This is a genomic window from Microcoleus sp. FACHB-672 (genome assembly GCF_014695725.1).
GTDB lineage: Bacteria > Cyanobacteriota > Cyanobacteriia > Cyanobacteriales > Oscillatoriaceae > FACHB-68.
On sequence record NZ_JACJOU010000002.1, the window covers coordinates 69,892 to 84,680 of the forward strand.

At 49.2% G+C, this 14,789-nt stretch carries 11 protein-coding genes; 5 read left to right on the forward strand and 6 right to left on the reverse strand.

Features of this window, described 5'->3' with window-relative positions:
- Window positions 1–211 precede the first annotated feature (211 nt).
- The gene (locus H6F56_RS00350) at window positions 212–469 is read right to left on the reverse strand and encodes a hypothetical protein (protein WP_190664841.1); all 258 of its coding nucleotides are present in this window, start codon (window positions 467–469) and stop codon (window positions 212–214) included.
- A gap of 44 nt (window positions 470–513) precedes the next feature.
- Between H6F56_RS00350 and ebsA the strand changes: the two genes are divergently transcribed.
- Both ebsA and H6F56_RS00360 read left to right on the forward strand, forming a co-directional pair.
- Window positions 514–912 carry a type IV pilus biogenesis protein EbsA gene (ebsA, locus tag H6F56_RS00355; protein WP_190664842.1) on the forward strand — a complete coding sequence of 133 codons (399 nt, stop codon included), beginning with the start codon at window positions 514–516 and terminating at the stop codon, window positions 910–912.
- A 415-nt stretch (window positions 913–1,327) separates the two neighbouring features.
- Window positions 1,328–2,419 carry a phosphotransacetylase family protein gene (locus H6F56_RS00360; RefSeq protein ID WP_190664843.1) on the forward strand — a complete coding sequence of 364 codons (1,092 nt, stop codon included), beginning with the start codon at window positions 1,328–1,330 and terminating at the stop codon, window positions 2,417–2,419.
- Between the two features lie 137 nt (window positions 2,420–2,556).
- Here H6F56_RS00360 and H6F56_RS00365 read toward each other — a convergent pair whose 3' ends face one another.
- Entirely contained in the window at window positions 2,557–4,614 is a 2,058-nt protein-coding gene (locus H6F56_RS00365) for a DICT sensory domain-containing protein (protein ID WP_190664844.1), read from the reverse strand.
- Window positions 4,615–4,717: 103 nt separating this feature from the next.
- On the opposite strand from H6F56_RS00365, the gene H6F56_RS00370 reads away from it, so the two are divergent.
- Window positions 4,718–4,930: a hypothetical protein gene (locus H6F56_RS00370; protein WP_190664845.1), complete on the forward strand. Its 213-nt coding sequence runs from the start codon at window positions 4,718–4,720 to the stop codon at window positions 4,928–4,930.
- Between the two features lie 216 nt (window positions 4,931–5,146).
- Here H6F56_RS00370 and H6F56_RS00375 read toward each other — a convergent pair whose 3' ends face one another.
- Both H6F56_RS00375 and H6F56_RS00380 read right to left on the reverse strand, forming a co-directional pair.
- Window positions 5,147–6,991, reverse strand: coding sequence for an ABC transporter ATP-binding protein (locus H6F56_RS00375; protein WP_190664846.1), 1,845 nt, complete (start codon window positions 6,989–6,991; stop codon window positions 5,147–5,149).
- Between the two features lie 400 nt (window positions 6,992–7,391).
- Window positions 7,392–7,532, reverse strand: coding sequence for a hypothetical protein (locus H6F56_RS00380; protein WP_190664847.1), 141 nt, complete (start codon window positions 7,530–7,532; stop codon window positions 7,392–7,394).
- A 177-nt stretch (window positions 7,533–7,709) separates the two neighbouring features.
- On the opposite strand from H6F56_RS00380, the gene rimO reads away from it, so the two are divergent.
- The gene (rimO, locus tag H6F56_RS00385; protein WP_190664848.1) at window positions 7,710–9,065 is read left to right on the forward strand and encodes a 30S ribosomal protein S12 methylthiotransferase RimO; all 1,356 of its coding nucleotides are present in this window, start codon (window positions 7,710–7,712) and stop codon (window positions 9,063–9,065) included.
- A gap of 307 nt (window positions 9,066–9,372) precedes the next feature.
- Window positions 9,373–10,758: a DEAD/DEAH box helicase gene (locus H6F56_RS00390; RefSeq protein ID WP_190664849.1), complete on the forward strand. Its 1,386-nt coding sequence runs from the start codon at window positions 9,373–9,375 to the stop codon at window positions 10,756–10,758.
- Window positions 10,759–10,863: 105 nt separating this feature from the next.
- On the opposite strand, the gene H6F56_RS00395 is transcribed toward H6F56_RS00390, so the two are convergent.
- Together H6F56_RS00395 and H6F56_RS00400 are read right to left on the reverse strand one after the other, a co-directional pair.
- The gene (locus tag H6F56_RS00395) at window positions 10,864–13,107 is read right to left on the reverse strand and encodes a Calx-beta domain-containing protein (RefSeq protein ID WP_190664850.1); all 2,244 of its coding nucleotides are present in this window, start codon (window positions 13,105–13,107) and stop codon (window positions 10,864–10,866) included.
- A 491-nt stretch (window positions 13,108–13,598) separates the two neighbouring features.
- On the reverse strand, window positions 13,599–14,618 hold the full coding sequence (locus tag H6F56_RS00400) for a PEP-CTERM sorting domain-containing protein (RefSeq protein WP_190664851.1): 1,020 nt from the start codon (window positions 14,616–14,618) through the stop codon (window positions 13,599–13,601).
- Window positions 14,619–14,789 lie beyond the last annotated feature (171 nt).

Genomic DNA, 14,789 nt, shown 5'->3' on the forward strand with positions numbered 1-14,789 from the left:
AGACCGGCAAGGGACTTGGACAATCTGCTCTCAACCCATTGCTGTCAGGGCTGAAGAGAAAGTATAAATGCCGGCGCGAGTGCTACAGTCAGATATTTCAAGCAACCATACTCAACTTGACACCGGCTTGCAGAACTTTTTTGAAAAACGGAGAGGAGAAAAGAAGCCGGGATTGTATGTGATCCGGGTCGTTCACAGTTTTTCATAAAAATTAAGGCTGCGTTGAAAAACAGTCAACATTTATATTAATTGGGAAAAAGCAGTCGGGTTGGTTGCCGATGGTCGGCTTTTTCGCCTGAGCTAAGGCTAAGATCGGTTGACGGTAAGGGTGAGGGAGGCGGAGGCGCAACCAACCCGATCTGAACGGGTAGCGGCTACTGAGGCTGAATGCAAACAAAACGGTGCGCTTGCCCAGTTGTGATCCGTTAACCCTGCCGGCACTATCAGCGCCGGCAGCAAACTCGCACAATTGCCCTACTGTAAAGAATTCAGGGAAAGGAAAAACAGAAAAATATGAGTATATCGGTAATTGATCAACTTCAGCCGGCAGATAACCGGCAGTACAGTCTTTATGTGCCCTACTACCAAGGCAACAAGCGCAATGTTCTGCCCTTGGCAATTAGCCTGTATATGCGGGGAAATTTGGAAGGGGCGCGAAAAATTGAGGGCGGTGAGAATATTCCATTTGTGGCGACTTGGAATGTTTCAACCATTCCTGCAGATCTGACAAATTGCCGGATGCAGTTTGATACCAAGGGGGAGCAGCTGAGTTATGTGGTGACAATGGCCAATTTTGAGTTTATCGATTTTTTGATCGATATGATTGTCAATTACAAGCGTTCTGAAAAAAATTCGCGGCTGGTGGATTTTTCAACAGCGTTTTACCGTAAGCTTCTGCGCCGGGATGAATGATTTTTCGGTCAAAGAACCTTTGTTGGGGTGACTGGCGGCGGGAGGCTAGAACCTAGGGATGAAAAGCAAAGGAGACGCATAGGGGCGCTTGAGCGAACCTGTGGTCATTAGTGAGGGTAGGGCAAGAGGGGCTGAAAGAGGTAGAGACATCAGGAATCTGATCCGGGAAGGGGAATGCTCACCGGCAGTTGTTTTTTAATAGACTCTGACAGCACCATACTTGCTATTCCCCTTTTTCTCGGTTTCACTTTTGTGAGGGAAAGATTTTAAAAGTCTTGAAATAAAGCGCTGCTGGGACAATGCTAGCTTTTGAGTTGGGTTTATCCCGTGCCGGTTGGAGCGCAGTTGATAAAGAGTCTTTAAAATTGGGTAAAAGACCGGCCTACGTGTAGATTTTGAAATAAGGAGTTAGGATGTGCCAAAAATTGCTAAGTATCTAGTGATTGGCTCGACAGAAGCTTATAGCGGCAAGTCAGCAACGGTTGTGGGTATCGCCCATCAGCTACAGCAAAAAGGAGTCGATATTGCTTACGGCAAACCCCTAGGAACCTGTCCTAGTGAGAATCAGGTAGATAAGATAGATGAGGATGTGCGGTTTGTGGGGGAAACTCTGAACCTTTCCGGCAACCGGCTGCTATCTCCTCTGGTGTTTCTGGATGAGGAGACGATTACTAAACGCCTGCAAGGGGAAGATCGAACAAATTATTCAGAAGCGCTGGCCCAATCGATGCAGGGTCCAGCAGGATCTTTAGTTTTGCTGGAAGGTGCCGGCACAATGGATGAAGGCATTTTGCTGAATTTGTCTTTGTTGCAAGTGTCGGAAACACTGGACGCGTCGGTTCTATTGGTGACACGTTTCCGATCAGCCTTGACTGCTGGAATTGTTCTGGCGGCTAAACAGCGGTTGGGCGATCGGCTGGTAGGGGTGTTGCTCAATGATATTCCTCCGCAACAGATGGAGTTTGCCGAAACGCTGGTGCGCCCTTTTCTGGAGTCTCAGGGAGTGCCGGTGTTAGGAATGCTGCCCAGGAGTGCGCTGTTGCGAAGTGTGAGTGTGACTGAGTTGACACAGCGGCTGAAAGCAGAGGTGCTGTGCCGGCCTGATCGCTTGGATTTGATGGTAGAAAGTCTCAAGATTGGGGCGATGAATGTTAATTCCGCCATTAAGTATTTTTCTGAAGGGAGAAATATGGCGGTGGTAACGGGTGGGGATCGCAGTGATATTCAGATTGCGGCCCTAGACAGTTACACGCAATGTTTGATTTTAACCGGCTCGATGGCTCCATCTCAAATTGTTTTGAACCGGGCTGAAGAAATGGAAGTGCCGGTGCTGTCGGTTGATTTGGATACTTTGACAACGGTGGAAATTATTGAACACGCTTTGGGCCAGGTGCGGCTTCAAGAGCCGGTGAAGGTAGAATACATCCGTCAAATGATGGCTGAGCATTTCGATATCGACCGCTTGCTGGCGCGGCTGGGATTGGAGCCGGTGGCGGCAAGGAAGTAGAACCCAGAAGTTGACATCCTCCCACCGCTAACCCAAAGTAGCGAATATAGCGGGGGAGGCCAAGGTGAATCGTCGCAAAAAAGACGCTATTACTTCCCTCACCCTCGCCCCCCAATCTTCCCCACATCATCGGCAGATTAACTCAGCGTCGTTCGACGGCGACCCGAACCGGCACTACGCCGAGAGCGGCCCCCTCGCGGTTGAGGTTCGGGTTTAGGCGCGGTTTCCTGACCCCCTTGTGCAATTGGGATTGTAAAGTGAAACTCACTGCCCTGGTCTTTTCCAGGAGAAATTGCCCAAATCTGGCCACCCCAGCCCGTAACAATTTGCCGGCAAATCGCCAGTCCTAAGCCGGTGCCGCCGGCAGTGCGCCGCAAAGCCCCTTCCTCTTGATAGAATCGGTCGAAAATGGCATCCAGCCGATTGGGTTCAATCCCGCGCCCGGTATCTGCGACCAGAACTTCAACCTGTTGCGAGCCGTTAGAGTGTGCTTCGATCCTCACCTGACCCTGAGATTGGTTAAATTTGCAAGCATTATCAAGTAGTTTCGCCAGCACCTCCACCAGCCACTCGCCATCAGCTTGCACCAAAGGCAAATCTTCTGGCACTTGCGTTGTAATCTGGATCGGCGCTTCCTCAGAACGGCGGGCGCGGATACTGCTGAGAGCGAGTTCCACACACTCTTGTAAGGGCAAGGGTTCTGGATGCCATTCTACGCGTCCGCTTTCTAAGCGGGACAGGGTGAGAAAGTCTTGCACCAGTTTGCGGAGCCGATCAGCGTCTGCTACAGCCGAACTCAGCATCACCTGTCGCACTTCTATCGGCATATCTGGATCGCTGACCATGCTTTCCAGGCAAACCTGGATTGTGGACAGGGGCGTGCGGAGTTCGTGGCCGGTGATGGCAATTAAGTTGCTGCGGGTGCGGTCAAGGGCTTCTAACTGCTGGTTGAGGTCTTCTAGGTTGGCGTAGGCTTCTGCTTGAATCAAAGCAACGCCGACTTGGGCGGCAATGGCATCTACCAGCGCCAATTCCTCTTCTTCCCAAAGGCGGGGGGTTGAGCTACAGTGATGCAATTCCACCATGCCGACTAACTGGCTTTGATGCAACACCGGCACCATTAACCACGAACCAATTTGCCACTGACGCACAAGGGCTTGCATTTTTGTGCCGGCTAACCGAGTGTCTGTCTTGGCATTCTCCACATAAACTCGCTCCCCGTGTCTCACCGCTTCTTGAAATAGGGGATTACTTTGAATTGGCCAGATTTGGCCGGCTAGGGGCTTGATGTCGGTGCCTAAAAACTCGTACAAAATCGTTGCATTGGCATCCGTTGCCTTGCACCGATAAATCAAACACCGGCACGCATTCAGCGCCTGTCCCAATTCTTGTACTGCGACTTTAAATATTTCTGCTGGATTGAGTGATTGCCGAATTGCCGCAGTAATCGAGTTAACCATACGCTCTTTCCGCTCTTGGGCGGCAATCGAGCCATAAGTCTTGAGCAACTTGTGCTGTCCTGCTTGCAGATAAGTCACTAAGCGCTGGGCGAATGGGCCAGGATCGACGTTTTGAAATCCCGGATCTCCTACTATTTGTGATGATGCTGCAAGATTATAAAAATTTCGTGCCCGCTCTATTTTGTCAGCAAGTTCGGGCCGGTATTTCAAAATTTGACTCAGGATTAACCCAGCGGCGGTGGAAGTTACCTGCCGGTCAAATGTCCAAATCCCCTCAAACCGACGAGCTTGATCCATTTCCGCCAGATCGGGAAGCTTGCCAGTCTGGCCAGTGCTAAGGTTGCTGCTGGCTGGCGTCTCTCGTTCTTGACAGATCAAGCAGGTGGCATAAGCCGGCGCAATCACGATTAAATGCCACTCCTGACTCAACCGATCAGTCGGGTTGAATGCCACCGTCTCATAGACATCTGAGGCATTGGTGAAATCGGTTTCGGGTGCCGCCAGCACATAAACCTGATCGGTTTTTTGGGCGATGCGCCGATAACGGTGCGCCTCCTGCCGGTAAAAGCGCTCTCGCTGGAAACTCGCAATCACCAAAGGCTGCTCTGAGCCGGCCAGAACTTGGTCTTCCATTGCATGAGAAAGCGCCGTTAAGGAAGACTTGAAATAAATCTGTGACCGCAGCTGGGGCAAGGCTTGCAGCAGGTTTTCGAGCAAGGAATTAGAGAAGCTCATCGATCGTCTATGTCAATCCAATCTGGGCAAAATCCATGACACAGCGGCGCGGCGATGGCTGTATCTGACGCCCAAGCCCCACATACAGCTACCCTCTTGCTCGTTGGCCATTCACACATCTGGGCACTCCACGGCAGCCAGTAAAGCTCGGCATCACCGGCCACCTGTGAGTGCCCGACAGCGGTGGGCATTTGGCTGGCATGAACCCGAAGCCTCCTTTAGTTATTGGAGCGCTGTTGATGCAATTGCCGTGGATAAGCGCAACAATCGGCTATTAGCTAACTATACATTTTCCGGGATCGCACAGCTGTTATAAGCCAAAGAAGAGCCGACGAAAGATGTTTGCCGTACTTAAAACTTAATCGTTTGAGCAATAATTACTTACCCAGTCTGAATTATTAACGCTCGTTAACAATGTTGAAGAACCGTTACAGTTCGCGGGTAAATGTTTATATCTCGCTATTTTTCTAGCTTGAGCCGGTAGAGTCAGGCTGAGGATGGGCGCAATTGCCCATCATGAACCTAGCTATCTCTAAGCGAGTAATTCCCCTGTTTCTTGCAGGGTGTGAAGTCTTTGGTAAATGCCTTCTTGGCGCAGCAACTCTTCATGGCTACCAACTTCCACAATTCGCCCCTGATCGAGTACAACAATTTTGTCAGCTTCCCTTACCGTACTAAGTCGGTGAGCGATAATAATTGTGGTGCGGGTGCCGAGAATGGAACCCATCGCCAGCTGAATCGAGCGTTCTGATTCGTAATCTAAGCTGGAAGTCGCTTCATCAAAAATCAGCACGTCGGGTTCAACTAGCAACGCTCGTGCAATTCCCAGCCGCTGTTTCTGACCGCCTGAGAGTCGAACACCTCGCTCACCCACCGTTGTGTAATATCCTTTGTCAAGGGTCTTGATAAATTCATCTGCTCTGGCAATACGGCAAGCTTCTTGCACCTGCTCAAACGTTGCTTGTTTGTTGCCATAGGTAAGGTTATCGAGCAAAGTTCCGTTAAAGATATCCACATCTTGGTGAACGATCGCTAATCTGCGCCGATACCGGCTGACATCAAGGGTGCGAATATCCTCGCCATCCATCAAAATGCGGCCTGAATTCGGTTCAAAATACCGAAACAGCAATTTTACCAGGGTGGACTTACCTGAACCGGATCGCCCTACTAACGCAACCGTTTGATAAGGTTCAATTAACAGGTTCACATCCTGCAATACGGGACGTGCGGGATCGTAGCCAAAGGTAAGATGGGAAAATTCTACTTTGCCGGTGAACTGATAGAACGATTCTGAAGGATTAACTTTGCCTTCTAAGGTTGGGGGTGCCGGTTTAGATAAGGTAGCGGCATCAATTCCATCTGGCATCTGCATAAATTCATGAAACCGCATCATCGAGGCATAGCGCCGCGCAAAGGTTTCAGCCAGTTGACTGAGAGGACTGAGTTCTGAGTAAGCCATGCTGGCTAAGGTAAAGGTGGTAACAAAGTGTCCCAGAGACATTTGTCCGCCAAGTGTGGCAACGAGGGTGAAGCCGAGAACTGAAAACAGACAAAATTGCACAAAGGTGGTTTGCCAAGTGCTTAATTGGGTGTAACCCCGGTGGATGCGATAGTCAACAACGGCGAACTCGCGATTTAAACGCTGGCGCTGCCGGTTGAGTTCGACAGATTCAGTGGCAAAGGCTTTAACAGTTTTGATGTTGGTGACAATTTCTGAGGTACGGCTTTCGGTATTTTCCATGTAGCGATCTAAAATCTGCTCTCGTTCAATGAGTTGTTTGAGATTTTTGATCGTGAAGCTAAGGACAAATATGAAGGAAAGCAGAAAAAATACTGCGATCTGCCACTGCATTAACCAGATAATTGCAAAAATTCCTATCAGCCGGCAAAGTTTGGGAATTAGTTGGCCGGCAATTTCTGGATACCCCCAGGTGTGGTTGGCGAGACCTCTGGCAACCCGACCGGCAATGCGTCCGGGGTTATTTTCGTCGTAAAATTCTAGTGGCAGGGTGAGGATTTTTGCCAGGACACTTTGAGAGTGATCCCGGCGGGTACGCAGCGCAATATCCCAGTGAAACCAAGATCCTGCCCAAGGTTGCACCGGCGCTTTGACCACTGTTACCAAAAAAGTTAACCCCATCAACACGCCTAATGACAGGGGTTTCCCTGCCGGTAAGTCGCTAATTTTTCCAATGGTTGCAATTAAGTTTTGAGTGATCCGATCTACTTCGCCATCAGAAAGGACGTTGAGAATTTGGCCTATCGTGTAGGGGACAACCAAATCAATGATTTCAAAGGCGCTAGAGGTCGTGATGCTAAAAATTGCGCCTCTTGAATACTGCCGATAGTAGTTAAGGATATCCCGAAATGTTGCCATAGCCCTCCTTTTCAAAGCGGCTCATGCAGAACTTGAGGGGAAATTCTTCACAAGCAGTCGCTTTTTGTAGTGTTTGTACTACATTGTAATTTAAAACCCTGCCTTAAAAGATTTTTTCTGCCTAACAGAAGTTAAAAATTGGGTTAAGTTTAAGCTTTTGTGCGGTTAAATTGCATATTTGAATGAGAAAAGCAGGGGATATCTTGTTTCCCCTGCCTTTCTGTTGATCGGCACGCTCCTGCACATTAGATTTATGGGACACTAACACTGGGAACTCATAAAGCAGCGTTTTGCTGGTGATAGGTGCTCTTGCTGCCGGTGCAGAATTGATGTTACCCACTGCACCCAGGTGTCTCAGGCGCTTGCCTTAATTTTCTTCGGCCCGATAATGAAATGAGATTTAGTTGAACGCGTAGGCCGATTGCAGACCCCAAACGATGAGAAAGGCAATGCCACCCAACACCAGAATCGCCGAGATCGTAATGATGATCGGGTTATCGGCTCCCTTGAATTTCATGATTCCACGGTTTAAATCTGACATAGCCCGTGATTCTCCCTCTGTAAAAGAGATACTTTACATTAATTTATGTTACTATAAATAAATTGGTGTGGCATTGCGTCGTTCAGCAAGTCCTGATTCTCCCAAGGATGGGACAAATGGCCGGCAGTAGTGTAATATACCAACACCAAGCAACTACGACGGATTCTTAAATACTAGATGGGCAACAAGCCAACCATTGCCGTATCTCACTTAGGTTGTGAAAAAAATCGCATCGATACGGAGCATATGCTCGGCCTGCTAGTGCAAGCAGGCTACCAGGTAGATAGCAACGAAGAATTAGCCGATTACGTCATCGTTAATACTTGCAGTTTTATTCAAGCCGCACGGGAAGAGTCGGTTAGGACTCTAGTAGAACTGGCAGAGGCCAATAAAAAAATTGTTATCACCGGCTGCATGGCGCAGCATTTCCAAGACCAGCTACTGGATGAATTGCCAGAAGCGGTGGCCCTCGTTGGCACCGGCGACTATAACAAAATCGTCAATGTCATTCAACGGGTGGAAACCGGCGAACGCGTCAGCGAAGTTACGGCTGAACCGACTTATATAGCGGATGAAACCACACCGCGCTATCGCACCACATCTGAAGGGGTGGCGTATTTGCGCGTGGCGGAAGGATGCGATTATCGTTGCGCCTTCTGTATCATTCCCCATCTCAGGGGTGCTCAGCGGTCGCGCTCGATAGAGTCTATTGTGGCAGAAGCCGAGAAATTGGCGGCTGAGGGTGTGCAGGAAATTATTTTAATTTCCCAAATCACCACTAACTACGGACTCGATCTTTATGGCGAACCTAAGCTTGCAGAATTGCTGCAGGCGTTAGGTAAAGTGGATGTGCCTTGGATTCGGATGCACTATGCCTATCCAACCGGCCTGACTCCTAAAGTTATTTCCGCAATTCAGGAAACCCCCAACGTCTTGCCATACCTGGATTTACCCTTGCAGCATTCCCACCCAGAAATTCTGCGAGCAATGAATCGTCCTTGGCAGGGGCAGGTTAATGATACAATCATAAAGCGGATTCAAACAGCGCTACCTCAAGCCGTTCTCAGGACAACCTTTATCGTAGGTTTTCCAGGTGAGACGGATGAACACTTCGAGAATTTGCTACAATTTGTAAAGCGTCATGAATTTGACCATGTAGGTGTCTTTACATTTTCCCCAGAGGAGGGAACGCCTGCCTACAGCTTGCCAAATCAGCTGCCTCAAGATGTTATGGACGCCCGTCGGGACGCCCTGATGGAAGCGCAGCAACCCATCTCTCTGAAGAAAAATCAAGCTGAGGTGGGGAAAGTGGTAGACGTTTTGATTGAGCAAGAGCATCCGGAAACGGGTGAGATGATAGGTCGTTCGGCTCGATTTTCTCCAGAGGTGGATGGATTAGTCTACGTTCAGGGAACCGCACGGCTGGGTTCTCTGGTTCCGGTAGCGATCACCGATGCGGACATCTACGATTTGTACGGTTATGTCGCCACGGCGGCAGACCTCTTGCCGGCTCCCCAGCTGGTAAAGCGGTAAGATTTGCCAATTTGTTGCGCGTTGCTTAACAAAAGTTTATTGTTGGGTTAATATTCCGCAAGGATCTGGTAATAGTGGAGAGAGTACAGAGGGTTTGAAACCCAACTATCCAGACTCAGCAGCCGCTCCATCCCGATCCATTTCAAACTGCGCTCTTCAACAATGAGCTGACGAAAACCTTTGCCGGTGTGAGCAAAAGTGTTATCTAAACGCTTCCTTTATACCTGCCTTCAGATTGCAACGCTCAGCTCGAAGTCTGGCGATTTCTGGAACCGCATTGAAATATTACGTTTATAACGGAGATTAAATGGATTTGTCATTCAAGGATCTAGGTCTTTCTGATTCGCGTGTTAGCCATCTAGAGACCCTAGGTTTCACGACCCCGACCGCAATTCAAGCTGAAGCGATTCCCCATCTGTTGGCGGGTCGAGATGTGGTAGGACAAGCACAAACCGGCACAGGCAAGACGGCAGCGTTTTCTTTGCCAATGCTGGATCAAATTGATGTCAGTAATTCAGCGGTTCAAGCGCTGATTCTGACACCCACTCGTGAGTTAGCCATTCAAGTATCTGACGCCATCCGCGATATTGGTGGAGATCGTCGGATGGGTGTGTTAGCCGTTTACGGAGGTCAAGCGATTGATCGCCAAATCCGCACCTTACAGCGCGGCGCACAAATTGTTGTGGGTACGCCTGGACGGGTAATTGATTTACTTGATCGCGGCAACCTCAAGCTCAGCCAGCTGAGCTGGCTGGTGCTGGATGAAGCCGATGAAATGCTCAGCATGGGCTTTATTGATGATGTAGAGAAAATTCTCAGCCAAGCACCGGCAACCCGGCAGACGGCCTTTTTCTCCGCCACAATGGAACCCTCCATTCGGGCGCTGGTCAGCAAGCACCTGCGTTCGCCGGTTAACGTCAGCATCAAACAACCGAAAGCGACACCAAAGCAAATCAATCAGGTTGTTTACATGGTGCCTCGTGGCTGGACAAAAGCCAAAGCTTTACAGCCAATCTTGGAATTGGAAGATCCGGAAACAGCAATTATCTTTGTGCGGACACGACGTGCTGCAGCCGAGTTGACGAGCGAATTGCAAGCAGCCGGCCACAGTGCAGATGAGTATCACGGCGACCTCAACCAAGCTCAGCGCGAGCGGTTGTTGTATCGGTTCCGTCAGCAGCAAGTGCGGTGGATCGTCGCTACAGATATTGCGGCACGGGGTTTAGATGTGGAACACTTAACCCATGTCATTAACTATGACTTGCCGGACAGTGTGGAAAGCTATGTACACCGGATCGGTCGTACAGGGCGCGCTGGCAAAGCAGGAACTGCAATTTCCCTGGTTCAGCCCTTTGATCGCCGCAAATTGCAGCAAATTGAGCGCCATGTGCGTCAAGCGCTGAAAGTTCAAACGGTGCCTAGCCGGTCACAAATCGAAGGTCGTCAGTTGGAAAAACTGAAAAACAAGGTGCTAGATGCTTTAACCGGCGAACGCCTTGCCTCCTTCTTACCAATTGTGGCCCAGCTAAGCGAAGAGTATGATGCTCATGCGATCGCAGCGGCTGCCCTGCAAATGGCTTATGATCAAACCCGTCCTTCATGGCTGCGTACAGATGCGCCAGTGGATGACCAATCTGGTGCTCCTAAGCCGAAGTTGATCAAGCGGATGAAAACTTCTGCACACGCTGACTAAGTAGCAATTAATTAATCGGCACCTACAGAGGCGCGGCATTGCCGCGCCTCTGTGTTTTTGTTGCTCGGACAGACTTCTTATGATGTCGGGGAGATTAAGAAATTTCTAGAACAAATAAGCCCCATTGTCACTGCCAATAACGATGCCATTGTTAGTGGCAGCAGCCGACATCCCAAAATTATTATCCTCAGAAGGTCTAGGGCTGATAAACGTGTCAGTTAAAGCGCCCGTTGTTCCGTTATATAGGTAAGCGGCACCGGCATCAAAGCGCACCACGTCCTCGCTGGGTGCGCCCAACAGAATATTATTGCCCACAGGCGTGATAGAATTCCCAAACTCTATAAATTGACCTGGACGCGGACTGCGGTAGGTTTGAACAAAATTGCCCACGGCGCTGTCAATCTGATAAACAACTTCTTGGCCGGCAGTCCCCACGAATTCGCTTCCTATCGTCAAAATATTATTGCCAATTACGTCAACTTCATTGCCGAACCTATCAGATTTTAAGGGAACTGGATTCACAAACGTTCTCAGAACCTCACCCGTTGCACCATCAAATAGATAAAGGATGCCGGTAGTCGTATTACCCGTAACTGGGTCAAAACTACTTGCATCCACTAAAACATTATTACCAATACCGGCAATTGAAGAACCAATCAGCGACTGGCTTGGGTTCGGACTGAGGAATGTTTGCAAGAGTGCGCCGGTGTTGCCATCAAATAAGTAAACCGCCCCCTTATTCTCGCCGGCAGTGTCGTCACCCCCTGCGCTAATCACAACATTGTTGCCGGCAGTCGTAATGGATGCACCAAATCCATCACCGGCATTTGGAGTCGGGTTGAGAAATGTTCGCAGAACTGCGCCAGTATTCCTATCAAACAAATAAACTGCGCCAGCATCTGTGCCGGCACTGTCATCAAACGGTGCCCCAATCAAAACATTATTGCCAAGTGTCGCGATGGCATCCGTTCTATAAAAAGATTGCCCCTGATTTTGGTTCGGCAGACTAAACTTCCTCAGCAGAGTGCCGGTGAAACTGTCAAATAAATAAACAGCATCACTTGCCGATCCAATCAGCACCTCGTTGCCCGCACCTACAACAGTTGAACCAAAACTCTTAGCCCCGTCAGGGTTTTGGAAAGTCACTTTCGGAGTAGACTTTGCCTCATCATCCACAATTTCCAGAACCGCTGTATTTTGTTCAACAAACGCATTGCCGGTTAGCCTGTCTAAGCTCAAGTTAACCGTTTCAGTAATTTCGGGCAAGGTATCATTAACAATCGGAATCGTCACGGTTTTAGGTGCGGCGTCCCCATCTGCAAAATTAACCGTTATCGGCGTCGCATTATAATCTGCCGGCGCAGTTGCAGTTCCATCGCTTAGCGTCACAACTGCACTCGCTGCCCCACTACTGCCGCCGGTGCGAGTCACCGTCACCGCAGCAATCGCGGTTCCATTCTCATTAACCTGGAACCTGACATTACTAAACGCTAAAGTGCCAGGATTTGAAAAATCAGAACTGTTGATCTGGTTACTGCTAACCCCTTGTAATACCGCTAATATCTCTTGTGAGAAAACATTTTGTATAACCGTGCTGCCGGCATATTCAGCGATGCCTTGACTGATGCTGAGATCCTCATATCTGACATTTCCTTCTAACCCAATAAAATCAACCCCATTCACAAAATCGGTAATAAAATCCGCCTCAGCAATCGTTGCCCCGCCAACCCCTTGCCGCAGGAAAAAGTAATCCGTTCCATCCCCGCCGGTTAAGGTATCACTGCCCAGATCGCCAAACAAAAGATCGTCATCGGCATCCCCAAATAGCCGGTCATTGCCTTGCCCGCCTCGCACGATATCTTTGCCTGAAGCGCCCTCAACCGTATCGTTCCCCAAGTTGCCATTGAGATAATCATCCCCATCTTCACCAAACAGCCGATCCTCGTCTCTGCCTCCCAGTAAGGTTTCATTACCTCCACTGCCTTGGAGAGTATCGCTGCCCATGTTGCCAAATATCAAGTCATTTCCTTCATTGCCGATGAGCCAGTCATTATCTTCATTGCCGATGATAATATCGTTGCCCAACCCGCCATCAATGGTGTCACTACCTTCGTTACCAAAGAGGGTGTCATTTCCTGCTTCGCCTGTCACGCCGTCATTATCTTCACCGGCATCTACCTGATCGTCACCGTCACCTGCTTCAATCAGATCGGCACCGATATTGCCGTCGAAATAATCATTTCCTGCTAATCCACGCAAGGTGTCATTGCCACCTAAGCCTAGGGTAATGTCGTTTTCTGGCAATCCTACAATCAGATCGCTCTCAAAAGTGCCGGTAAAGTTGGCCATGATGGAAGTTCCTCGCTACTGCTGAATGTATTCGACCTGTCTAATTGTGTGGGTATGGGCCAGGATTTAGGGTGGGCTTGAAGTTTCCTGGTCGATTTTTTTTTGTTGTGATGCCCTCTCAAGTGGCAAGTTTGGAGGCAACTTGATGATATTAACAGATAGGGGGCATGGCGCTAAGCTAAGGAAACCAGAACGGTAAGGATATGGGATCGAAAGGTTTTGCTTTTATTGAGTTCAACTTAGTTAGCGCAAATGAATCCTACGATTCAGAGGTAGAATTGTTGTGAGTTTTTAATAGGATTCTCTCAGTGAAAATTTGAAAATCCTAAAATTTCTATCTTTAAAAAATGAATTTAGCGTCTAGACACTAAAAAATATAATTTTGGTCAATAGCCAATTAGGAGTGAAGCAGCACAAAAAAAGAGAGGGAAGCACTTTTATACTTCCCTCTCTTTTTTCAATTCATTCTAATTGGACTGCAAGCGTTAGAACTAATTATTCTTGCTAGCCTTTCTGTTTTTGCGCCATTTCATCAAAGCGGCCAAACCTAATGCTGAACCGGCCATTGTGGCGGGTTCGGGAACTTGCTCAGCTTCTCCACCCGGTCCTGGGTTGGAAGGTGCGGGAGTTCCGGAAGGCTCACCAGGTACGACAGGTGCTGCAGGAGTTTCAGCAACAGGTGCCGGGGCTGTCGGGGCTGCAGGAGTTTCAGCAACAGGTGCCGGGGCTGTCGGGGCTGTAGGAGTTTCAGCAACAGGTGCCGGGGCTGTCGGGGCTACAGGAGTTTCAGCAACAGGTGCCGGGGCTGTCGGGGCTGTAGGAGTTTCAGCAACAGGTGCCGGGGCTGTCGGGGCTACAGGAGCTTCAGCCGCCGGTGCCGGGGCTGCGGGAGCGCTGGGGCTACTGGGTGGAGTGGCGGCTACGATCACTGGAGCTGTACCGGCAGTTTTGCTGCTGAGATCGCGATTCTTGCCGATTCCCACACTCATCAGGCGAGCGCCAATGGTTGTAGAAGAAAAGGCACTCAGGGTCAAACCAGTACCAGAAATCGTAAATTTAGTGCTTTGATAGTCGTCACCCTTAGCGATTCCTTGCTTTCCAACTTCTACGCCGGCATTAAAGTCTAGCTTTGTGCCTTCCAAGCCAGCGCTGTTGCCAAAGGCGCTGAAATCACCATTTGTAGAGATATGGCTGAGTGGGCCACCGGCAATAGGTGTAATTGCGAGTCCGCTAACCCCAGGGAGGTTGAAATAAACACCCCGGAGGTCGCCGGTATAGCCGGTTTTACCAGATACAACGTTGACTGTGGCGGTAATTTTTCCAGGGTTGCTGGTATCGTCTAGGGTTACGCTAACTGTGGGGTAGTCGGCAGTATTAGTATTTGTCTTATCGGTAAGGTTGACTGTAACAGTCTCAGCAGATGCCGGCAGGGCCATTAAACCAGCAGAGGCGCTCAACAAACCAACGGCCAATAAGCTAGACTTCGATGCAAAAAATTTAGTGACTTTCATTGTATTGAACCTCTGTGACTTAGTAGGGTGGAATTTCAAAAACTGAGCGGTTGAGAGCGGTAGATGCAAGAGCTTGAGTTAATAAAAGCAAGTCGAAAATATTTTTTCTGACTTTACTAGCAGTTTCTAAACAAGGCGGGTAGATGTCCTGACTTTTCTTAAGAATTCCTA